We start from the raw sequence: 21,753 nt of genomic DNA, 5'->3' as shown, positions 1-21,753 counted from the left end.
TCGGGTATGGACTCGGAAACCTCGCATATTCGCTCTGAGGGCTGCAGTATCGTTTTTGACCCGCCATCCGACTTGTCCGTGTGCAAACCGGCGTCTTGCCTGTGCACTACGGACAGTCCATCACGTGTTCCCGCACGCGTAGCTCGACGCCGCATTTACGTCGCCGCCCGTGTAGCGCGGCCACAATGGATAGCGGCAAAGCGGACGCGTGCGCCCCAGCGTCGCCGTGTTGAGGTCGCTCATCGACAGCGTCTCCGGCGCGACGCCGCTCTGCACCCACTGATCCAGCGCCGACAGCGAATCGATCGCGGGATGAAACGGCCCCGTTCCGTGTCCGACACCCGGCATCAGATAGAAGCGCACGAAGCCATCGACGGTACTCTGGCCAAAGCGTTGCACGAGCCCGTTGTAGTAGTCCGTGCTCGAATCGGTGCTGACGATTTCGTCGGCGAGACCGTGCGTCATGATGAGTTTGCCGCCTCGCGCGAGGAATGCGCTCAGGTCGGTGCTCGTCGCATCCGTCAGCGCCGACACCGCTTGCACACGCGACTGATACGCGCCGGGATTCAACGGATCGAACGTCAACGAATCGAACGTCGATACGCGCGTGATGAAATACTTCACCCACTGATCGCCCGTCACCCACTGGTTCGCGTCGTTCTTGCCCGCCGGATTCGCCGGCGTTTTCGACTTGCCGAAATTGCGCGTGGTGTACGGTCCCGCGAATACCGAGCCTGCGAGGATGTTATAGCCCGCGTAAGTCGTCACGCCGTTCGCGATCGGATACGGCAATTGCAACGGCGCAGCGATGGTCTGCACGGTCGCGATCTGCGCATCCGAGAGACACGTATCCCCCGTATCGGCGCCGCCCGCACAGCGCACCGACGCCAGCACCGTCGCCGACTGCGCCTTGCATGCGGCAACATTCGAAATGATGCCGTCCGCGACGCCATCGAGCGTATCGCACGCGTTCATGATGGCGTTTTGCAGCATCACCGTTTTCGCGACGTCGAGCCATCCCGCGCCGTTGTTCAGATAGAGCGCGCGGCCGAGCACGACATTGCTCAGGCGCAGCCCCGTGTAGTTCAGCGCCGGCCGGTTGACGACGATGCCGTCGTAGTCGGCGGGCCAGCGCTGCGCCTCGCTCAGGCCATCACGGCCGCCCGTCGAACTGCCGAAGAAATAGGTTTTGGCAGGCGCGCTCGCGTAGCGCTGTTTGATCAGCACCATCGCAACGTCATGCGTTTTCTTCAGGCTCAGGCCGCCGTAGTTGGCGAGCGATTCGTCGTTGGCCGCGAACTTGCCGTCGGTGATGCTTGAACTCTGATGGCCCGAATCGTCGCCGAAGGTTGCGTAGCCGCTGGCGAGCGGCGTCGCCGTGCCCGTCGGCGCCATGTCGAGGGGATCGACGCCCGTAATGAGCGTGCCGTCGAAGCCGCCACCGCCGTAGTGCAGCGCCTTGTGATTCCAGTTGGTCGGCAGGTTCACCTGAAAGTTGATGGGTGGCGCCGTCGGATCGACGGGCGCAATCGCGCCGTTGACCTGACAGTATTCGCCGCCCGTTTCGACGAGCGTCGCGCTCGCGACGCTCGCGCCACTCGTCGGCTCGCCGATCGAAGATGCAGGGATCGACATGCCGCTCAGCGCGGAGCACTGTGCCGCTGCCGTCGGCTGAGTGGCGGGGGGCGAGGGTGTCGAGGGTGTCGATGTTGCCGATGGCGCGGAACCTCCATTCCCGCCACATGCGCTGATGCAAAAACAGAGGGCGAGCGCCCACCCCAGCGGTCTGTCGGTCATCGTCGTCTCCTTTCGTGATGGACTGATTTTCGTGCGCCGGATCGAGGCCCGGCGCCTGTCAAATGGCGGTGCTATTCGTTCGCGCCGCCCATTCGCATTCGCATTCGCGCCGGATGCTGCGCTCTCCACGAGCCGCGCCTGCGCGCCGAACAGTACGCGCACGCTTTCTTCCGACACGAACATCGCGTCACCGCCATGCGCCGCGCCCGGCACTTCGTGCAACCGATACCGCATCTGCGGATGCCGCGCGCGCAGATACGCGTAATACGCGCGGCCACGCGCAAGCCGCTGCGGACCTTGCGCCAGCGCTGCGCACGAGCGATCGAGCGCCGGATGCTGCGGATCGTTGCCGAGCGTGCCGGGCAGATAGCTCACGTCGTGATCCATGTAACGTTGTTCGAGCGCATGTGGATCGACTGCCTGCGCATAGCAAGGCAGCTTGTCGATGCTTACTTCCACTCGTTGAAGCCGGGACATGTTGCGCCGTCCATCTCGCGCGCCGTGCCATCAGGCTGCGGCCGTAACGCGTCGAAGTACACTCGAGGCCGTTGCCGTTGCCGTTGCCAGATGCGAGCACCGCGCGCCGCACATGGGACGGGCTTAAGGGTTTCGCGCCGGCGCAGGGCATGACGCCATGAAGGACGGATTGCATATGTCTCCTTGTGTGTGCTGCTTTTACATGCAGATTACGTGCTGACGCGGCCAATGTAAAATACATGTCAGCCGCAGTTGCCATATTTTTCACATATAGCGCGGAGGGATTGTTCGGCCATGCACCTCAGGCACCTGCGCTATTTCTGGCCATCGCCGAAGAGGGCCAGTTGACGCGCGCCGCCGCGCGGCAGCATACCTCGCAGCCGCCGCTGTCCCAGCAGATTCAGGAACTGGAACATGAACTCGGACTTGCGCTCTTTGTGCGACAGCCGCGCGGCGTCGCGCTGACTGCGCCCGGTAAGACGTTCTCGGCGTACGTGCGCTCTGTGTTGCGCGATCTCGATCAAGGAAACGTGGCAGGCCGCAGGCTGCGATGTTGTCATCCGATTATCAGTGCATGTAACGGACCGCCGGCCAGAGGCGTTCTGGGCCGATGGCTGCCCGGTCGGTGCACTGGATATTTCTCGGCTGGCGGTTCTTAAGTGAACGGGTAGTGGCTGCGTGAGGGTGTGTCGACTGATGCCCGAGTTCCCTGTTTCGGGAAAACACATCGTCGCCCCACGTACGACATTACAGCTTTGGACTAACAACCAATGTCGAGGCCAGATTGAAATGTCCGGGTTTGGACTTTTTAGAAATGTCCGATTTTGTGGTTCAGAAATCTTTATGTTAGAGGGCTTTTAAGCACCGAGCCAACCCGCGCTCCGGCAGTTCCAAGAATCGCTTCATTCAACTGCTCCCGGGTCAACTCGCGCTGCTTGCGGGTACCCACCTTGCGCTCCTTCGACCGTGGAGCCTCACCCTGATTGGTCCTTGATGGAGCTCCCGACGCCCGCCTGTCATCGCGCTGCGCCTGGATCAACTGCGCCATCTGTAACGTGTGTCCAAGCCGCTTGTTATCGACCACTGCAGCCTGATCGATCTCCGAGAGCCTGTCATAAGGCACATAGGGCAGGGCAGCACCATTCACCCGGATTTCGATACGTCCGTCCGGATACTCGAACACATCCAGATACCCGTGAATCAGGCTGCGGTTCGCTGGCGTATCTTCAAGCAGATAGATCACACGGTCGTATTGCACCGTCAACACTTTCGACACGCGCCGCGGCACACGAACCGTCAGGATCAGATCAAGATCGTCATCCGCCCGCAGCGGCCGGTGTGCATCGAACGTGCTGCGCGGCACCTTGCCAAACCGGCCGTTAAAGTCAGCGATGAAGTGGGGCGCGTAAGCATTGGCAGCTTCCTTCGTGCTGATGCCGCGTAGCCGCAGTTCCTTCACCAGACGATCCTGCAACGTCAGGTTGGCCCTCTCGACACGGCCCTTCGCCTGACTGCTGTTGGCGCAGAACGTATCTACATTCAGCTCATACAGCGCCCTGCCAAACTGCGTCACGCCCTTGCCAGGCGTAACCGAATGGCTGTTGCAGTGAAACACGCTGGCCTTGTCGCTGTAAAGCGCGACCGGCTTGCCATGCTGCTCAAGGTACGCGCGTATCGCCTCGAAATAGCTGAAGGTCGATTCGGTCGCGGTGAAGTGCAGCACCATCAACCGGCCCGTCGCATCGTCGATGAACACCAGCAGCGTACAGGCCGGTGCGCGGTCCTCGAACCAGCGATGATCGCTGCCGTCGATCTGCACCAGCTCGCCCAGACATGCACGACGGTTTCTCGGCTGATGCAGCTTCGGTGGCCGCTGTTTGCGTGGAATCCACAACCCGGCCTCACGCATCCAGCGCCGCACGGTTTCCTTGGCGAGCACGAGCCCATGACACTCGCATAGCTTCTCGCACGCCAGCGTCGGCCCAAAATCCGTGTAGCGCTCACGCACCAGCGCCATGGCTCGCGCCCGCAGATCAACCGGCAGTTCACGATTACTGGGCTGTCCACGCCGCGCCGACACGAGCCCGGCCGGTCCAGCGGACTCGTAGCGTCGCACCAGCCGTCTGACCTGACGCTCACACAGTTGCAGACGTTCAGCCGCCCGTACGGTCGTCAGTCGATGCTGGACGACCGCCTCAATGACCTTCACGCGCTCGAGCTCATGCATGCTGATCGTGATGAATCCACGTCCGTTCATGGTCGGGCTCCGGGCTGGCTGTGATGCCGCAGCATGCGCCACAGCTAGCCCGGAGTTGGAAAACCGGACATTTCCAATGAGCCAGAACCGGACATTTCTAAAAAGCTCTGACACACACAACGTTGATAACTTTACTTATGTCAAGTTGATACGCATTCCTTATTTTTGGCTGATATACGAACATTTCGTCCTATTTTATGAGCTCTGCCGTTTCGCAGCAATGCAGAGTTACCAAACGATCAATGCGGGTGCCCTACTGACTTTCGGTCTCGTCGCGCACCGTCGAAACACTCGCGAAGAACGGCCCGCGAATCCACAGACTCCGATTGACTGAGAATTCAACGGGCACCGTAACAAGATCAGACGGTCGTCTTTGCCTTATCGAGCTGACTCATACCAATGGCTGCAACGAGCTGTGCCTGAATCGGCGCAATGGCGATGTTAGCCGCTGTAGCGCCAAAATCGAGGCCGACAACGACGCGAGCGGCACGCTGCCCGCTTGGCTTGTTGATCAATTCCGCGATTGCAATGGCCACTTCATGCGGATCGGGCGCTTCTGCTGAGGCAAATACTCCTCCCAGGTATTCCTCGAAAGCTGCCGGCAGAGTAGCCACCTCACCGTAACTGACCGCCCGAGCGGTGTCGGCCGGTCGTTGGATCGAGGTGTAAAGCTTTGTCGGATACGGGCCGGGCTGAACGAGTACTACATCGATTCCGTTCTGCGACACCTCGTAGCGATAACCCTCCGTGAGAGCTTCTACGGCGTGCTTGGATGCTCCATACAATGCAAAGAACGGTAGCGTCACACGGCCAAGGATCGAGCCGATATTAATGACAAGCCCTGATCGAGCTTTATGCATACTCGGTAAAGCCGCCCTCGTTACGCGCTGAACGCCAAACACGTTCACATCAAACATTTCACGGGTTTGCTCCGGCGTAAAAGTTTCCTGGATACCGCCGGCTGCTACTCCAGCATTATTAATCAAGACATCCAGCTTACCGTCCGTTTTGCGGAAAAGTAAACTGAACGCTGCGTCCACACTTGCGTCATCTGTGACGTCGAGCTCGAGCGTTTCAATACCTTTCGCGGACAAGGCGTTCGCCGCTTCCCGGTGGCGACCGCTGATATCCCTCATTGTCGCGAACACTCGATGTCCGGCACCGGCTAACGTCTGGGCGATGTCGTAACCGAACCCATTTGAAGTCCCGGTGATAAGAATCGTTTTTGACATAGTGTGCAACCTTCAAGTCGATTAAAATAAGGATCGCTAACGAACGGAGTGCTTAGCGATGCGATGTTTCCTGAGTCGGTACGGCTGGATCCTGACCACTGCTGAATCCGCTTACAGCGAACGCAGATTTTCAGGCAGTTCTTGCACGACTCCCAAAGCATTAGTGTGAGCGCATGTCGCCGCCCCTTGGCTTCGGCTTTATTCCTAACCGAAAAGCTTCGGCAAGTGTGGCACGTCTCGTTAACCCTGCGCAATTAGACGAAAGTACTGGTTGGAGCATGTTGTCGATCGGTGGACTCTCGGGCTTAGTGCGGTGTTATAAAGCTTTCACGCCGGACGGCGTACCCCTTGAGATGAGAAACTTGGGCGGACGTAACCAAAGGCATACCATCGGTGTTGTGGCATGCACTGTAGCGCTAAAAATGCGAGCTGCCTTCCTCTGCGGAGAGGAATGCGTCACATCCATCGGTTCTAGCTGGGATAAGTACACCTGTGTAGGCGCTGAGTTCACTCTACAATGGTGGTGTTCGAATCGACACCGGATGGACGAGTTGGATCGCCTTGAAGCTATGCAAATGCTGGTGAGTGCCGTAGACCATGGAAGTCTCTCAGCAGCCTCCCGAGAGTTGAGGATTCCCGCGAGCACGCTTGCGCGCAAAGTCGCCGACCTGGAAGAGCTGGTCGGGACCCACCTATTGATACGTACCACCCGAAAGCTTGTGTTGACCGACGCAGGCATTGCGTATGTGGAATCAGCAAGGCGTATCCTGCAAATAGTGCGCGATCAAGAACGGGCGGCCGCTGGAGAGTTCACCGCTCCGCGCGGAGAGCTTGTCATAACGGCGCCCGTTCAATTGGGCCGGATCCACGTGCTCCCAATCGTGAACCGCTTCCTCGCCGATTACCCCGAGATAACAGTTCGTCTGCTGTTGTCTGATCGAAATATTGATCTGATCGACGCGCATGCGGACCTCGCAGTGCGTATCGGCGAGCTGCCAGATAGCAGCATGATTGCTACGCGTGTAGGCGCCCTCCGCCCCATTGTCTGTGCCAGCCCGGATTTCTTGAGTGCGTTTGCACCGCTAACACATCCCGAACAGCTCGCCCAGCATTCGAGCATCGTTTTCAACAGCCCCTATCTTTCGCCGTGGCGCTTCCGCGTCCCCTCCGAAGGCAGCGCGTTGACCATTAGAGTAACGCCGCGACTTGAGGTGACTACGCCCGATGCGGCGGTAAGCGCAGCGGTCGACGGCGTCGGAATTACTTATGTGTTTGAGCACGATGCTGACGAGGCGATCAGGAACAATCAGGTCAGAATTCTCCTTCCGGAGTTTGAAATTGAACCGGTTCCGGTCCACCTTGTACACGTATCGCGTAATCTCATGGCCGTTAAGCTGCGCCATTTCCTGGATTTCGCGGCACCGAAGCTAAGACTGTCGCTGTCGCGGTTTGGCAAGATTTAGGGCCGGCGCTGTCTTTCTCAGATTGAGTCCAGGTAACTGTTTCGAAAGCGGACGTCCTCCCAGACCCTTATGCTCTATCGGTGTCGTCGCCAAGGACTCGCGCATTTCTGCTATCGATGACCACTCGCGTCGCCTTTGTGGCGCCTGGGCCAGGCGCATACCGGACTTCACTGAATGAAAGGTGATTTCCGCTTGGCCCACGAACGTCCATCGATTCGATTGCCTGCCCACTTCTTGTTTCGAGCAGCCTGATCGGTGGCTTTCCGTTCGGAGCAAGCCATTTGTCGCCCCACTGCATGAGAGCAACAAGAACCGGATATAAATCAGCTCCCTTCGCGGTCAGTTGGTAACCGAACGTGTTGGCCCGGTCGGTCAACGGAAAACGTTCGAGAATTTCCAGTTCCACCAAGCGCTCCAGCCGTGCTGTCAATACGTTCCGCGCAATACCCAGCTCATTCTGGAATTCATCGAACCTCTTGCTCCCTTGCGTGCACTCCCGGACGATCAGCAGCGTCCACCACTCGCCGACCTCATCAAGAGCCCGTGCAATTGAGCAGTTCATCGAATCGAAGCGTTTCCGATACATGACATTTCCGAAAATGTTGTGTGATTCCATGCCCCAGTGGAGACCTGATGGGTAACCGCGGCACAAAGCATTTTGCCTTCAGCCTTGGCCCATGCCAGATTTTTTCTCCGAAGCGCGTCGATATTGTCTACGCCGCGGATCTACTTTACTCCAAGTTTCGTCACACAACTTCACCAGATTTCGGGGAGCAGTTTCCCGGTATCAGGAGTAGCTTGAACCGCTTTGCTTCTCTATAGTTTCGTCACGCAACTACACTATCGACTAATCGGAGGTGACATGGACCGCCGTCTATTGACTCTAGCGCTCGGAATGTTCGCACTGGGAACCGACAGCTTTGTCTTCGCGGGTATCCTGCCTGAGATCGCACGCAGTTTTCACACTAGCATTGGGGGAGCGGGTCAAATGATTACCGCATACGCTCTCACTTACGCACTCCTGGGTCCCACGATCGCTGCGATGGCAGCCAATGTAGCCCGCAAGCGCTTGCTGCTCGGCGGAATTGGTCTGTTTGTCCTGGCTAACCTCGGAACGATCGTAGCTCCCACCCTAGGTCTCGCATTGACAACCCGAGTGCTGGCGGGTGTCGGCGCCGCAATGTTCTCACCCACGGCTAGCGGCACCGGAGCCATGCTCGTGCCACCTGAGAGACGGGGCTATGCGCTCTCCGTTATTGTCGCGGGCCTTACGACTGCAACTGCGCTCGGCTCTCCGATCGGGGCAGTAATTGGTGGAATGGCGAATTGGCACTGGACTATGCTTTTCGTTGCCGCGCTCGGCGCTGGTGCCTTCGCAGGTATCTGGTGTTTCATGCCTGATGTTCCCTTGCCACCTGCTATCTCGCTCAAACAGCGTCTTGCTCCTCTCACGGATTCGCGAGTTGGGCTAACGTTGACAACGACGGTCCTAGCCCAAGTTGGGACGTTTATCATCTTCAGCTACTTCTCAGTGGTCTTTGACCGGGCGACCGGTCACAATCCAAAAATACTCGGCGCGTTGCTAGTGCTGTGGGGCGTTGCCGGCACGTTTTCCAATCTGTTGACAGGGCGCGTTCTGGACAGAATAGGCTCACGGAAGGTGGTAGTCGCGAAGCTCACTGTCGTCGCAGCTTCGATCCTGACAATGCCGTGGTCTGGCGGTCATCTGTGGAGTGCCGCGGTCGTCGTGACAGTCTGGGGCGCCTGCGCATGGGGTGTACTCGTGCCACAGCAGTTCCGGCTTGCCAGTCTGAATCCCCCGATGACCTCCGTGCTTGTAGGGCTCAATACATCGGGCACCTATATCGGCGTGTCGATTGCAGGCGCCGTCGGAGCGGCCGCGATCCCGCTTATCGGTAGCCACAATCTTGGCTATCTGGCGAGCGTTCTGGTGATTCTGGCGATAGGAGTCTCGGAACTGGCAAGCATGCGCATCGCGTCCGTTGCGAAAGCAACTTCAGGCACCGGACCGGCTACGACGTGAACTGGCGCCTGGCTGGAAGGGCATCCAGGTTCCCCGTGACGAAGCGTCGACCTTTCCTTCCCCGCACCCCCGCGCGAATCGGGACGATGCGTATCCAGAAAGCGCGATCAATACCTTGGTCTAATTGTTAAAGGTGATGCCATCTGGCGTAATTCGTGTCATCCGGTCGGCGATGACCGGATGAATGCCTGAATCCTCTGGAGCGTATAGCCATCGAAGGGGTCGTACGCGGCTTTCACGTTAATCAAAGGCGATGGGGGCAGAGCGAAGATTCAGATTGAACACGGTTAAACACTGCGAGAGTCGCGACCGGTGGTTCGCTAATCCCTGCAGCGACACTTACCCGGCAGTTGCAAGTGTCCCCACCAGTGATTGCACAAAATCAAGCCAAACGACTTCGTCGCTTATCCTTACTGGAGCTATCAAATGTTTACGTTCACTCATCGTAACCCCGAAATGCAGCTTGACCGGCATCACACCGCGCTGGTGCTGGCCGACATCCAAAACGAGTTCCTTTCGGAGCATGGTAGTTATTATCCGATGATCGAGCACAGTCTTAAGCAGAACAACGTTCCCGAACATATCGAACAGCTCCTGATTGCCGCGAAGGAATTCGGGTTTCCAGTTATTCATTCGCCTCACTATTATTTTCCTACGGACCGTCAATGGGTTGCGCCTGGCGGCGCGATTTCCGATTATCTCGCTACGGAGATTAGCTTCGTCGGCCGGAAGGATCCCGTCGATCTTGAGGGCTTTCACGGCTCCGGAGCCGATTACCCTGAGCGCTTCAAGAAATATCTTCAGGATGGAAAGACTGCGAACACCTCTCCGCACAAAGGTGCCTCTGCGCGAACGAATGATGTGATCAAGCAGCTTCGTATGCGTCGCATCGAGAAGGTGATCATGGCAGGCCCGGTTGCCAACATCTGCCTCGAAGGGCATATGCGAGACATCATTGAAGAGGGTATGGAAGTAGCGATGGTTCGAGATGCCGTAGCCGGCGGCCGTAACGAGGAAGGCGATGCCTATCTGGCGGCAATGATCAACTACCGCTTTCAGGCAAACGCCGTCTGGACAACGGAAGACGCCGTCAGGCGCATGAAGGCAGTCGCCGAGGCCTAATTCAGGTAACCGCTTCACGTGCAACCAACGACATCGCATTCTTACCGGAGGGCACGCCAAGAAGGCCCCGGCCGACCATTCCTGTTCCACGAAAGACGCGTGAACCTCATCCGTGATCTGGTGAATGATTCCCGTCCCGCAGCGAACAGATCGTTTGCCACTGCACATTTCAAAGAGTTCGACCAGCACACGTGTGTCGTTGGTTTAGCAGATCGCCTGCGGATGCGATCTCTCACGCCGTACGCCCAACGTGGCGCTAGCTGATACTGAACCGTACTGGACGCGCTGTGCGCCTGAGCCGGGTGGCCACTCCACGGACAAAATAACGGCCGGACGGCACCAATGCGTCAGTAGCATCGTCTGTCTCCACGATTTCCGCTCCAGGTCCGGCCAACCTTGAGCTAACCGGCGATGGGCCAGACGGCAATCGGAAGGTCAGAGGCGATGTTTCACGCGAGTCGACTGCGCTCAGGGCTCAACAATCCCTAGATCGACACGACTGTAACTGCAAAACAAACGTCACGACAATATGACGGGAGCTGAAATGTATCTAAACGCTTATCCTATAAAGATGCCCTCGTTTGTCGAGGTCGACCATGAATGACCGCCTGAATCCTGCGAAAGCAGATGCTGCGATTTCTCGACGTGCGCATTGGTCGAGTGGCAAGCGCTGGGTAGCCAGGGCGGTCCTGCTCGCGGCCATTCTGACTGCCATTGGGGCTACGTATAGGTTGCGCGAATCTGAAGCAGCTCCGGTTGCCGCACCGCCAGCCCCATCAGTCGCAGTCAGCACGCCGTTACAAAGAGACGTTGCCGGCCGAATCGAGCTGCTTGGACAGTTCTCAGCCGTGAACCGCGTTGAAATACGCGCCCAGGTTGGAGGCACCCTCACCCAGATTCACTTCCGGGACGGTGAAATTGTTCATAAAGGCGATCTGCTTTTCGAAGTTGATCCTGAGCCATATCAGATCAAACTGAGCGAGGCCAGCGCGACGCTCGAGTCGGCGAAAGCCCGATCTGCACTAGCTACGCGAGAACTCGCCCGCGCCCAGGAATTGCAGCGCTCTGAAGCCGGCACGATCGAGAATGTCGATCAGAAGATCGCAGAGCAACGGAGCGCCCAGGCGGCGGTTGACGACGCAAACGCTCAGGTGCGCGACGCGAGGTTTGACCTCGACCGGTGCCGCATTTACGCGCCGTTCACGGGCCGGATGGGCACACACCTTGTCTCAATAGGCAATCTTATATCCGGGAGCAGAGCTGCGAGCAGTCCAACAACATTGCTTGCAACAATCGTTTCACTTGATCCGGTTTATCTGGACTTCGACATGAGCGAGAACGACTACGCGGCGTTTCAAAAGACGCGGATCGCTCAGAAAGGGCAACTTGCAGATGCGGTGAACATAGCGCCCACTGGCGACGATACTTTCGCAAGGACTGGTACGTTAAATTTCATCGACAACGCGCTTGATCGTTCGAGCGGGACCATTCATGCCCGCGCGACCATCCCCAACGGTGACTTTTCCCTTACGTCTGGCGGGTTCGCACGCGTTCGTCTGTTGACATCTGCGCCTCGTCCGGAGCTCCTTGTTCCCGACTCCTCTGTGCTGGCAGACCAGACCGACCATATGGTTTATGTCGTGGGGAAAGACGACGTCGTAGCGCCAAAGAAAGTGGAAATCGGGGATCTCCGGGATGGACTCAGGATCATCCGCTCAGGTCTTCAACCGACTGACCGTATTGTCATCGATGGTATCCCGACGGTAAGACCAGGTGCCAAGGTCGCGCCGCATAATGGAACGATCGAAACCTCTGCCTTTCAGGTCGCAGTGGGAGCCAAGCCGTGAAACTAACTCACTTCTTCATTGAGCATCCCCGCTTCGCGGCAGTCTTAAACATATTTGCGGTGCTCATTGGTCTTGCGACGATGGTCAAGTTGCCTATCGCCCAATATCCCAACATCGTTCCGACAACTATTCAGGTAGTAACGTCTTACCCGGGCGCGTCGGCCGACACGATCGCCCGCACCGTCGCAACGCCGCTTGAGCAATCAGTCAACGGCGTCGAAAACATGGATTACATCACCAGTCAGTCGACCAGCAACGGCCAGTTGACCATCACGGTGATATTCAAGGTAGGCACAGATCCGAACACCGCGCTGCTACTAACGCGCAGCCGTGTGGAGGACACTCTCTCCCGCCTACCGGTGGAGGTTCAGCAACAGGGCGTGCAGGTTAAAAAGACGATACAGGCGCTTCTGCTTGGCGTACACGTATATTCTCCGGACGGCTCACGAAGCCCGGAGTACCTGTCAAACTACATGTTAACGATCCGGGACCAGATCGCACGTTTGCCTGGTGTCGCCGACTTCCAGTTGTTCGGTGAGCGGCAGTATGCGATGCGGATATGGATCGATCCGGACAAGGCCGCTTCTTACAACATCAGCGCAAACGAAATCCTTGCAGCTCTGCGGGCTCAGAACGCCGCCGTCTCCGCTGGCGTACTCAATCAGCCCCCAGTGAATAACAAAGGTACCGGCGCTTATCAGATTAATGTCGATGCCCTCGGTCGACTCAGCACGCCTGAACAGTTCGCAGACGTCGTTGTGAAGTCAGACTCCCTGGGTCGGGTGACCCGCGTTCGCGACATAGGACGCGTCGAACTCGGATCTGTCGACTACGGCTCCAAGGCTTACGCTGATCGCTATCCGTCGACGCCCTGGTTTGTGGTAGCCACGCCTGACGCCAATGTTGTAGCGGTCGAGCACGAAATCTGGGACAAGATGGCGGAGCTCAAGAAGAGTTTCCCGCCTGGCATTGATTACATCAGAATTTACGACCCGACTACATTCGTCTCGCAGTCGATCGAAGAAGTCATCAAAACAATCGCAATCGCAATTCTGCTGGTAGTCGGCGTGGTGTATCTGTTTCTCCAGAACTGGCGGGCGACGATCATACCGGTCGTTGCTATCCCCGTGTCCCTGCTCGGGACATTCACCATTCTCGCGTTGTTTGGCGCTTCGATCAACAATCTGTCGTTGTTCGGACTCGTCCTTGCAGTGGGGATCGTCGTCGACGATGCGATTGTGGTCGTAGAGAACGTCGAGAGAAACATGGCGCTTGGTATGTCGCCGCGAGAAGCCGCCCATCAGACGATGAACGAGGTCTCCACTGCAATTATTGCGATCGCGCTTACGCTGTGCGCAGTGTTTGGTCCGACAGCGTTGATGTCCGGAATCTCTGGTCTATTCTTCAAGCAGTTCGCGATAACCATCGCGGCATCCACTGTCATCTCGTGTTTCGTTTCCCTGACGCTGAGCCCCGCGCTTTGTGCCGCGATTCTAAAACCGCACGAAATGGAGCGCCCGCATGAGCCGGCTTCAACGATATTCGGCCGTGCTCACCATGCCACCTTCGGGCGGTTCAACACGGCGTTCGAATGGTTATCAGACAGGTACGGCAGGATCACCGGCCGCTTTGTCCGCGCAACGACCCTGATGCTCGTTGTGTATGCCGGGCTGATTGCAGTAACCGGTCTTCAAATGGCGAGGATGCCCACGGGATTTATTCCCGAACAGGACATCGGCTATCAGGCCATCATCGCGTTCCTTCCGCCCGGCTCGAGTCTTGAGCGTACGAATAAGGTGATCCGCGAAATCAATGACATCGTCCTGACCACGCCAGGTATGAAAGGTGTAACGCATACGTCTCCGGTCACCGGCTTCGACGTCACCACAACCACTATTGCGCCTAACGTCGGTACCCTCTTTTATGGATTGCCATCGCTCTATGGCAAGCATGTCCCCGGCATTAACGCGGCCACGATGCTTGTGACAATGCGCAAACGGGTTGCCACTATCAAGGATGCCGTCGTTGTGGTGGTAAACCCTCCTCCGGTACAAGGCCTGGGTTCAGCAGGCGGGTTCAAACTGATGCTGGAGGATCGCGCCGGTCTCGGTCCGCAGGCGCTGGCAAAGGCGACGAATGACCTTGTCGCGGCGGCTAGAAAGGATAAGACATTCGGCGGCGTGTTCACGCTTTACAACGCGGGTGCGCCGTCCGTCTATGCAGACATTGACCGCCTGAAAGCCGAGAAAGTTGGTCTGACACCAACAGACGTGTTTTCGACCATGGAGTTGTATCTTGGCTCCCAATATGTGAATGATTTCAATTTCATGGGTCGGACGTATCAGGTACGCGTTCAGGGCGACCAGGCGTTCCGGCAAACGCCCGAGGATATTGGAAGGCTTAAGGTGCGCAACAGTTCAGGTGACATGGTCCCCATCAGTAGTGTTTCCACCTTTAACAACACGACGACGCCCTACCGCGTGCCTCGTTACAACCTGTATCCCGCAGCCGAGATCATGGGCGCGGCTGGACCTGGTTTCTCGTCTGGTGAGGCGATCACTCGTATGGAGGAGCTCGCAAATCAGGTGCTGCCAAACGGAGTCACGTTCGAGTGGACTGATCTTGCACATCAGCAGAAGGAGCAAACGATGTCGCCTCTGATTATTTTCGCCGCTTCAGCGTTGTTTGTGTTCCTTGTATTGTCTGCGCAATACGAGAGCTGGAAGACGCCATTGGCAATCGTGTTGATTGTCCCGATGTGCCTCCTGGCCGCGTCGATAGGTCTGAATATCCGGGGCATGCCGATCGACATTCTTGCCCAGATTGGCTTCGTCGTCCTCGTGGGGCTGGCGGCAAAAAACGCAATCCTTATCGTGGAGTTCGCCAAGCAGCGGCAGGAAGAAGATGGTGTGAGTGCAGAAGACGCGGCCGTCCATTCGGCCCACGTCCGTCTGCGCCCAATTCTGATGACGTCGCTCGCATTCATCGCAGGCGTGGCGCCGCTCGCGATCGCTGCGGGAGCCGGCGCTGAAATGCGGCAATCTTTAGGGACCACCGTGTTCTTCGGCATGCTAGGCGTCACGGTCTTCGGCCTTGCGTTCACCCCGGCCTTTTATGCGTTCGTCCGCAAGTTGGGAGTTCGGAAGGAGACAGCTGGAATCAACCCGAGGCTCAGCAGCGGAGATGCGAAATGAGGCATGCACCTATCCCGAAGAAAGCTGCAGTGGCAGGCGCACTCATACTTGGTGCCATTCTCGCCGGATGCGCTGTAGGCCCTGACTACGTTGCCCCGACAATGGAGATGGCCCCATTTCACAACTCACCTGCAGTTTCGGCGCGGCAGACAACACTGGCCGCCCCCACGCTGGATAGATGGTGGACGGGCTTCAATGATCCAATGCTCGAACGGGTCGTACAGCGTGCGCTCGATCAGAATCTGGATCTTCAGTCATCCTTCGCTCGCGTCACACAGGCTCGGGCGGTAGCCCAGGCGGCCGGAGCAGCTTTATTGCCAACCGTTGACGCGCAGACCTCCTACACTGCAGCCCATCAGAGCGTGCAAAGCCCACTAGGCACGCTCGCCAGTGCGTTCCCAAACTACAGTCGCGATCAGAAGGAATATATTGCAGGCATGACTGCAAGTTGGGAAATTGATCTTGCCGGAGGACTCAGGCGCGCGCACTCGGCCGCTCGGGACGAAGAGCAGGCTGCCGAGGCGGCGCACCTCGGGACACGTGTGACAGTAGCGGCAGACGCCGCCGATGCATACTTTCAAGTCCGAGGCCTTCAGGCACAACTTGGTGTCACCCAGGATCAGGTCGACACAGATCAACGCCTTCTGGACCTCGTGACGGCGCGCGTTCACGCAGGCGCGGCCACGCCTCGCGAAGTCGCCCAGGCGCAAGCCGTACTCCGGCAGGCACGCGCCCGCGTTCCATCCCTGCGTGTCGCTCTCGAGGGGCAGCTCAACCGGCTAGATGTACTGATGGGTGTCCAGCCAGGCACTTACTCCGCAGAACTGGGTGCCAACGCCGGAACTATTCCCGAGATTCCCGCTATCAGCACAGACGACCAGCCACTGGATGTTTTGCGTCGACGACCGGACATCATCGCAGCCGAACGACACCTCGCCGCGACCAACGAGGAAATTGGAATAGCAATTTCCGATTACTATCCGAAGATATCGCTTTCGGGCGCGCTTGGCTTTGACAGCATAACCGGTCAGCATTTTTTGTCCGCAAGGTCCTTTCAACCGGTAGGCACAGGCGCACTGCGGTGGCGTCTATTCGATTTCGGCAAAGTGGACGCGGAAGTTGTTCAGGCCCGCGGCGCGCATGCCGAGGCTTTAGCTCAGTACAAACAGGCGGCACTCAAGGCCACTCTTGACGTCGAAAACGCGTTCGTCGCGCTTTCTCAAACAGAAATTCGAGTGCAGGAGCTCAACGCAGAAGTGATCGCGTTGACGCGGGCTCGCGATCTTTCGGAAACTGCGTATCGCGCGGGCTCGATAACGTTGACCGACGTGCTGGATGCCGAAAGGCAACTTCTCACCTCACGCGACGATCTTGATGCGACACGCGCGGACGCAGCTCGCGCAGCGGTCAGCACCTTTCGGGCACTGGGAGGAGGTTGGGATATACCCCAGCATGCGGGGTAGCCGCTACGGGGATCAAATGCCATCATCGTCGCGCGGTCCGATGATGATGGCGTGTGCAACGCTGCTCCACAACGACCTATCCAGCAACCAATTTCCGACACGCCAGCCTCGCATACCGTAAGTGGCCGACGTCACCGCCCTGCGTGGTAGGCCAATAGCCCCCCGCAGAGAACGATCGCGCGCTTCAGCTGAATCGTTGACTTCGAGCTGCTGGCGGCAAGGGGTGCTTCGCAGCGCCAAATGATGACGCGGTACCAGCAGTTGCACTGCCGGTCGCCCATGTCCACTGTTTCATCCGTTCGACAGGATCAACGCTTTCTATAACGTCGTAGCCGATGCTGGTAAGCCGGTACTCGGCCGCCGTCGCGCATTCGGTCACCAGCCCCATGTCTTTCAGCAACGCTAGGTGAAGTCTCACTTCGGGCCATGTATGTCCCTTCTTTTCGCTCACCCCTTTTTTGATATCCTTGCAACACTGTGTCGGATTTTCATGATTCTCCATGAACGACAGAATTTCCCTCAGAAGTTCAGCGTTTCTTCGCATCTCGACCTCCATGAATGTAGACCTACGACGTAACAATACCAGCGCGGATCGGCGACTGCATGTACCGTCCTAACGATATTCATATCGCCCAGGGAACGCAATCAGATGCAACCATTGGATTCAATGCGGGCACACCTCGAGCCAGCATAGCTCGCTCATCTGCACGCGTGCGAAACCGCCATCGATGGATTCGTTTCTATCGCTGACAATGCAGAACGCTCTGCGCACATCGAGTTCGTCGCGCGCGCTCTTCTTGCATGTCTTCACGGTCGCGCCGGATTTTCGCGCTCGAGACACCTCTTGGTTTGGTCACTTCCAGCCGAACCCGCGCGTACGGACATGAACATCTTTACGGGCGAAATATCCTCATCTATCGGCCTGAAAAGTCGATCCAGCTTTCCATGATGCTGAGCCTGGCCGGCGTGCCGCGTATGCGCATAGTTTTCGCCACGCAAGGCATATAGCAACGAGAAAAGCGCGAAAGTTGATGGAGCGATACCTTCGTCCAATTGTCGCCTGGTTGAAGATATGGCGTAATCCTCATCACTTACTACTTGCCGTGAACACGCGCGATGGCAACCACGGCGTTGCCAGTTGTTTTCCGAATCACCACCGATTTGCGCCGCAGGAAGGCAGATAACGATCTGCTCCGCTTATGCGCTGCCGCCGCCTTGTTTAAGGAGATACCATGAACATCGTAACCCGGTTCCGACAACTGCACCGCGACGCTAGCCCTTTGAAACTGGCTAATGCATGGGATGCGGGCAGTGCACGAATGATAGAAAGTCTTGGCGCACGTGCTGTGGCGACGACCAGCGCGGGGGTCGCGTGGGCTATGGGCTATCAGGACGGACGCCAGCTTCCAGTGTCTGAGATGATCGCGACCGTCCGTCGAATTATCCGCGTCTTGAGTGTTCCCCTGTCGGTAGATATGGAAAACGGATACTCGGACGACCCTCAGACCGTGGCCAACAACGTGATGCAACTGGTTGATCTGGGGGTGGCCGGCATAAACATCGAGGACGGACATGACACGCCGTCCATCCTGGCGGCAAAGATTGAGGCTATCCGCAGGGCAGTGACGAGTTCGGGGGCCGATCTCTTCATCAATGCGCGTTGCGATGTTTATCTTGCCCACCTTGTGGAGGAAAAGATGCGGTCGGATGAATCGATATGCCGAGGTCGAACTTACGCATCTGCGGGCGCGGACGGCCTCTTTCTACCGGGTCTTGCGGAGCCCACTGTAATTGCTGGAGTTGCCGGCGCGACTCAATTGCCGTTGAACGTGATGGCGTGGCCGGGACTTCCAGACGCCGAAACTTTAGGAACACTTGGCGTCCGGCGCCTGAGCGCTGGAAGCGCGATTTCTCAGACCGTCTTCGGAAAAATGAAAGCTCTCGCTGAAGGTTTTCTTCGAAGCGGTGAGTCATCGGCGGTCTCCGATGACGCTATGTCCTACGCTGACATCCAAAGCTTGTTCCAGCAATAGCGTTTTCTTGTAAACGGTCTCACTGATCGATCGTGCCGTACCTCTCTGATCGGCGGCGTCGCCGGCTGCTTCTTCCGAACACCTGAACTCACTCGAAGAGAATAGTCATGCCAACTACTGTTACCGCTTCCTCTGCAGGCACATTTGCAATTGGTGGCGACATCGTCGTCAACCGCCTGGGCTTTGGCGCAATGCGGATTACGGGCCCGGGAATCTGGGGTCCGCCCGTCAATCTGGACGCCGCAATTGCGACGCTGAAGCACCTTCCTGAGCTCGAAGTTAATCTCATCGACACGGCAGATTCGTATGGACCGTACGATAGCGAATACCTGATCAAGGACGCCCTGCATCCGTATAAAGGTTTGCTCGTGACCACCAAAGGCGGCCTGACCCGCCACGGACCGGATGTGTGGGCTCCGCTTGGCCGCCCCGAATACCTGCGACAGTGCGTCCTTACAAGCCTCAGACGTCTCGGCCTTGAGCAGCTCGACCTGTGGCAGCTGCATCGTGTCGATCCTAAAGTCCCTCGTGCGGAACAATTTGATGCTGTGGCGGCGATGCAAAAAGAGGGGCTGATAAGGCACATTGGTCTGAGCGAGGTCAGTGTCGATGACATCGAGTCGGCTCAAAGGCATTTTGCCGTCGCGACGGTGCAAAATCAATACAATCTCGTAGACAGAAAAAGTGAGCGGGTTCTCGATTTCTGCGAGAAACATAACATCGGCTTTATCCCTTGGTTCCCGTTAGCTGCGGGGGCACTGGCCCTGCCCGGCTCAATTGTCAGCACGATTGCCACGCAGCAAGGCGTCAGCACCGGCGCCGTTGCACTGGCGTGGCTACTTAAACGCTCACCAGTGATGTTGCCGATCCCCGGTACTGGTAGTGTCGACCATTTGGTAGAGAACGTCGCCGGCGCCGCCGTAGAACTGACCGATGAGCAGTTCGAAGAGCTCGACCGACAGGGACGAGACGCTGTGGCGGCTTAAAGCCCTGACTTGGTCGGCCGGGTTCCGGGTGGCCAGTTCAAGAGCTACCCTAAAATCAACCGGCCCGTACGTCATCAGAACCTGCAGGAGAGAACTAAATGCTGCAATTACGCCCAGGCTGCGAATGCTGTGACACGGACCTTCCACCCGAGTCGGTGGATGCGCGCATTTGCACCTATGAATGCACCTTCTGCAGTGACTGCAGTTCAACAGTCCTCAAAGGTATATGTCCCAACTGCGGAGGAGAGCTTTTGACTCGGCCGCGAAGACCGGCCGACAAATTGGCCACGCATCCCGCGTCAAAAGAACGCGTGTTCAATGCTAACTGTAAGGACCGTCTCGCGGTCTGATTTCGACATCAAGGGCAAGCCCGTGGAGCTTCTTGTATTTGCTTACGCTACCGTAGAGTATGTGATCAGGTATGCCGTCGAGATATCGCCCTCGATCTACCGTACTGTTCGAGCCTTCGCCTGCAGACGGCCTTCGCTGGGTCGAGCCGCCAACGGTACCCTGCGGGCGCTTCACCCGTTCTTCGAAAACACTGATCAGCCATCATTCTCCCGACGATGTGTTTACGCTACGGTCCTGGCATGGTTTGGTCAGCCCCGTGTCTACGACGAAAGAGTCGGCTATGAACCATGATCGGGGGCTTACGCCCGGGCGCGCAAGAAAAAATGGCATAGACCGGCTTCAGGCTATGCAGATCTTCGTGAAAGTCGTCGAACTAAATAGTTTTTCTCGTGCATCAGAGGCGCTTGGAATTCCTCGCGCAACTGCTACCACAATCATAAAAAACCTGGAGTCGCATTTACACGTCAGCCTGATGCATCGGACGACGCGCAAGCTGAACGTCACTGCAGTAGGCGCACACTATTATCAGCTGTGCAGGCGAATCCTCGCAGACATAATTGAAAGTGAAGACGCCATGGCGAACTTGAGCAACGGCCCAACTGGACCCCTGTACGTCGATATGCCGCCTTTCGTCGGTCGACGGCTCGTGGCGCCCAGAGTCGCCGAATTTATTGGACGCTATCCTAAGGTTGAACTGAATATCCGGCTCACCGATAGTGCCTCGCCCTTCTTTGCTGCGAACGTTGACTGCATTATCTGCGCTAGTTGCATGGCGAATGCAGACTATATCACGCGCCCACTCGGTGATCTGCAGATGGTAACCGCCGCTAGTCCGGAATACCTGAGAGCGCACGGTGTACCTCGAGTCCTCGAAGATCTGCAAGATCATCATGTAGTCAGCTATTACTCCGGTTGGTCGGGTACCGCCACACTTCATAACTATCGCGTCGAAAGAAAACGCGTCGAATTAAAGCTAAAGCGGTCGGTGCTGCTCAGCGACATTGAAGCTTCAGTGGATTCGACAGTGGGAGGCGCAGGAATCATACAAGCCCCGAATCTATTGATCGAATCGTTCCTTAAAAGCGGGCGCCTGGTCGAACTTTTTCCGCAATGGAAACCCGCCTCCGTTCCTATGGCGATGCAGTACACCGAAGACCGTCATCTTGTGGCGAAGGTGCGCGCGTTTGCCGACTGGATCGCGGAAATCTTCCGAGAGCAGGAGCACATCGTGGAATCCACGCTAACGGTGGAACAGTAGCCAAGCGTCTGCGCTTTCAAGATTGGAAAGGTTGGGTAGTCGATGGTGAGCGCGGGACGATCTGGATGTTAGCGATGTCTAATGAACTGCAGCATGCACCCTCGGTACCATTAACAACGGGCGTTATGGTCAGCTGATGCGCTGTGGGCGGCGATACCGACCAATACCTTTGTCCAATTGCGAAGCCGTCTGTCCGCAGGTTTAATAAGTATGAAAACGAGGCGGCCAT

The 21,753-nt window shown here is 57.4% G+C and carries 15 protein-coding genes and 1 pseudogene; 11 read left to right on the top strand and 5 right to left on the bottom strand.

Translation table 11 applies throughout. The annotated features are described in order from the left end of the window. Nucleotides 1–120: 120 nt before the first annotated feature. The gene (locus AAGS40_RS27650; protein ID WP_345817610.1) at nt 121–1,797 is read right to left on the bottom strand and encodes a tannase/feruloyl esterase family alpha/beta hydrolase; all 1,677 of its coding nucleotides are present in this window, start codon (nt 1,795–1,797) and stop codon (nt 121–123) included. A 771-nt stretch (nt 1,798–2,568) separates the two neighbouring features. Here AAGS40_RS27650 and AAGS40_RS27645 point away from each other — a divergent pair. Further along, nucleotides 2,569–2,795: pseudogene (locus tag AAGS40_RS27645) on the top strand (LysR family transcriptional regulator); the annotation flags it as partial. A gap of 320 nt (nt 2,796–3,115) precedes the next feature. Here AAGS40_RS27645 and AAGS40_RS27640 read toward each other — a convergent pair. Then, nucleotides 3,116–4,531 (bottom strand): ISNCY family transposase, encoded by a 1,416-nt coding sequence (locus AAGS40_RS27640; RefSeq protein WP_345814155.1) that lies wholly within the window; start codon nt 4,529–4,531, stop codon nt 3,116–3,118. Nucleotides 4,532–4,890: 359 nt separating this feature from the next. Then, nucleotides 4,891–5,763, bottom strand: a complete 873-nt coding sequence (locus tag AAGS40_RS27635) for an SDR family oxidoreductase (RefSeq protein ID WP_345816744.1) — start codon at nt 5,761–5,763, stop codon at nt 4,891–4,893. 542 nt (nt 5,764–6,305) lie between these two features. Here AAGS40_RS27635 and AAGS40_RS27630 point away from each other — a divergent pair. Beyond that, complete coding sequence (locus tag AAGS40_RS27630) at nt 6,306–7,226, top strand: LysR family transcriptional regulator (protein ID WP_345816743.1); 921 nt, start codon at nt 6,306–6,308, stop codon at nt 7,224–7,226. A gap of 67 nt (nt 7,227–7,293) precedes the next feature. Here the strand turns inward: AAGS40_RS27630 and AAGS40_RS27625 are convergent, their stop codons facing one another. Beyond that, nucleotides 7,294–7,842, bottom strand: coding sequence for a helix-turn-helix domain-containing protein (locus AAGS40_RS27625; protein ID WP_345816742.1), 549 nt, complete (start codon nt 7,840–7,842; stop codon nt 7,294–7,296). Nucleotides 7,843–8,088: 246 nt separating this feature from the next. Here AAGS40_RS27625 and AAGS40_RS27620 point away from each other — a divergent pair, with 246 nt between their 5' ends. The 5 genes from AAGS40_RS27620 (at nt 8,089) to AAGS40_RS27600 (ending at nt 16,896) form a co-directional block, all read left to right on the top strand. Continuing rightward, a complete protein-coding gene (locus AAGS40_RS27620) occupies nt 8,089–9,270 on the top strand; it encodes an MFS transporter (RefSeq protein ID WP_345816741.1) in 1,182 nt (393 codons plus the stop codon). A 426-nt stretch (nt 9,271–9,696) separates the two neighbouring features. Beyond that, nucleotides 9,697–10,392: an isochorismatase family protein gene (locus AAGS40_RS27615; RefSeq protein ID WP_345816740.1), complete on the top strand. Its 696-nt coding sequence runs from the start codon at nt 9,697–9,699 to the stop codon at nt 10,390–10,392. A 596-nt stretch (nt 10,393–10,988) separates the two neighbouring features. After that, nucleotides 10,989–12,239 (top strand): efflux RND transporter periplasmic adaptor subunit, encoded by a 1,251-nt coding sequence (locus tag AAGS40_RS27610; RefSeq protein WP_345816739.1) that lies wholly within the window; start codon nt 10,989–10,991, stop codon nt 12,237–12,239. Beyond that, nucleotides 12,236–15,433 carry an efflux RND transporter permease subunit gene (locus AAGS40_RS27605; protein WP_345816738.1) on the top strand — a complete coding sequence of 1,066 codons (3,198 nt, stop codon included), beginning with the start codon at nt 12,236–12,238 and terminating at the stop codon, nt 15,431–15,433. Before AAGS40_RS27610 ends, AAGS40_RS27605 begins: the two co-directional genes overlap by 4 nt. Then, a complete protein-coding gene (locus AAGS40_RS27600) occupies nt 15,430–16,896 on the top strand; it encodes an efflux transporter outer membrane subunit (RefSeq protein WP_345816737.1) in 1,467 nt (488 codons plus the stop codon). Before AAGS40_RS27605 ends, AAGS40_RS27600 begins: the two co-directional genes overlap by 4 nt. Before the next feature lie 184 nt (nt 16,897–17,080). Here the strand turns inward: AAGS40_RS27600 and AAGS40_RS27595 are convergent, their stop codons facing one another. Further along, complete coding sequence (locus AAGS40_RS27595; RefSeq protein ID WP_345816736.1) at nt 17,081–17,440, bottom strand: hypothetical protein; 360 nt, start codon at nt 17,438–17,440, stop codon at nt 17,081–17,083. 688 nt (nt 17,441–18,128) lie between these two features. Between AAGS40_RS27595 and AAGS40_RS27590 the strand changes: the two genes are divergently transcribed. The 4 genes from AAGS40_RS27590 (at nt 18,129) to AAGS40_RS27575 (ending at nt 21,524) form a co-directional block, all read left to right on the top strand. After that, nucleotides 18,129–18,929, top strand: a complete 801-nt coding sequence (locus tag AAGS40_RS27590; RefSeq protein WP_345816735.1) for an isocitrate lyase/phosphoenolpyruvate mutase family protein — start codon at nt 18,129–18,131, stop codon at nt 18,927–18,929. A gap of 107 nt (nt 18,930–19,036) precedes the next feature. After that, a complete protein-coding gene (locus tag AAGS40_RS27585) occupies nt 19,037–19,915 on the top strand; it encodes an aldo/keto reductase (RefSeq protein WP_345816734.1) in 879 nt (292 codons plus the stop codon). A gap of 98 nt (nt 19,916–20,013) precedes the next feature. Then, on the top strand, nt 20,014–20,265 hold the full coding sequence (locus AAGS40_RS27580; RefSeq protein WP_345816733.1) for a DUF1272 domain-containing protein: 252 nt from the start codon (nt 20,014–20,016) through the stop codon (nt 20,263–20,265). 281 nt (nt 20,266–20,546) lie between these two features. After that, nucleotides 20,547–21,524 (top strand): LysR family transcriptional regulator, encoded by a 978-nt coding sequence (locus tag AAGS40_RS27575; protein ID WP_345816732.1) that lies wholly within the window; start codon nt 20,547–20,549, stop codon nt 21,522–21,524. Nucleotides 21,525–21,753: the final 229 nt, after the last annotated feature.

The organism is Paraburkholderia sp. PREW-6R (assembly GCF_039621805.1).
GTDB lineage: Bacteria > Pseudomonadota > Gammaproteobacteria > Burkholderiales > Burkholderiaceae > Paraburkholderia.
Note: the sequence above shows the minus strand (reverse complement) of the source record. Positions and strands in the feature narration are given on the sequence as shown.

Coding starts and splice junctions, on each gene's coding strand:
- AAGS40_RS27615 (WP_345816740.1), top strand. CDS start 9,697: ATGTTTACGTTCACTCATCGTAACCCCGAAATGCAGCTTGACCGGCAT.
- AAGS40_RS27630 (WP_345816743.1), top strand. CDS start 6,306: ATGGACGAGTTGGATCGCCTTGAAGCTATGCAAATGCTGGTGAGTGCC.
- AAGS40_RS27580 (WP_345816733.1), top strand. CDS start 20,014: ATGCTGCAATTACGCCCAGGCTGCGAATGCTGTGACACGGACCTTCCA.
- AAGS40_RS27585 (WP_345816734.1), top strand. CDS start 19,037: ATGCCAACTACTGTTACCGCTTCCTCTGCAGGCACATTTGCAATTGGT.
- AAGS40_RS27610 (WP_345816739.1), top strand. CDS start 10,989: ATGAATGACCGCCTGAATCCTGCGAAAGCAGATGCTGCGATTTCTCGA.
- AAGS40_RS27620 (WP_345816741.1), top strand. CDS start 8,089: ATGGACCGCCGTCTATTGACTCTAGCGCTCGGAATGTTCGCACTGGGA.
- AAGS40_RS27635 (WP_345816744.1), bottom strand. CDS start 5,763: ATGTCAAAAACGATTCTTATCACCGGGACTTCAAATGGGTTCGGTTAC.
- AAGS40_RS27595 (WP_345816736.1), bottom strand. CDS start 17,440: ATGCGAAGAAACGCTGAACTTCTGAGGGAAATTCTGTCGTTCATGGAG.
- AAGS40_RS27625 (WP_345816742.1), bottom strand. CDS start 7,842: ATGGAATCACACAACATTTTCGGAAATGTCATGTATCGGAAACGCTTC.
- AAGS40_RS27575 (WP_345816732.1), top strand. CDS start 20,547: ATGAACCATGATCGGGGGCTTACGCCCGGGCGCGCAAGAAAAAATGGC.
- AAGS40_RS27650 (WP_345817610.1), bottom strand. CDS start 1,797: ATGACCGACAGACCGCTGGGGTGGGCGCTCGCCCTCTGTTTTTGCATC.
- AAGS40_RS27600 (WP_345816737.1), top strand. CDS start 15,430: ATGAGGCATGCACCTATCCCGAAGAAAGCTGCAGTGGCAGGCGCACTC.
- AAGS40_RS27590 (WP_345816735.1), top strand. CDS start 18,129: ATGAACATCGTAACCCGGTTCCGACAACTGCACCGCGACGCTAGCCCT.
- AAGS40_RS27640 (WP_345814155.1), bottom strand. CDS start 4,531: ATGAACGGACGTGGATTCATCACGATCAGCATGCATGAGCTCGAGCGC.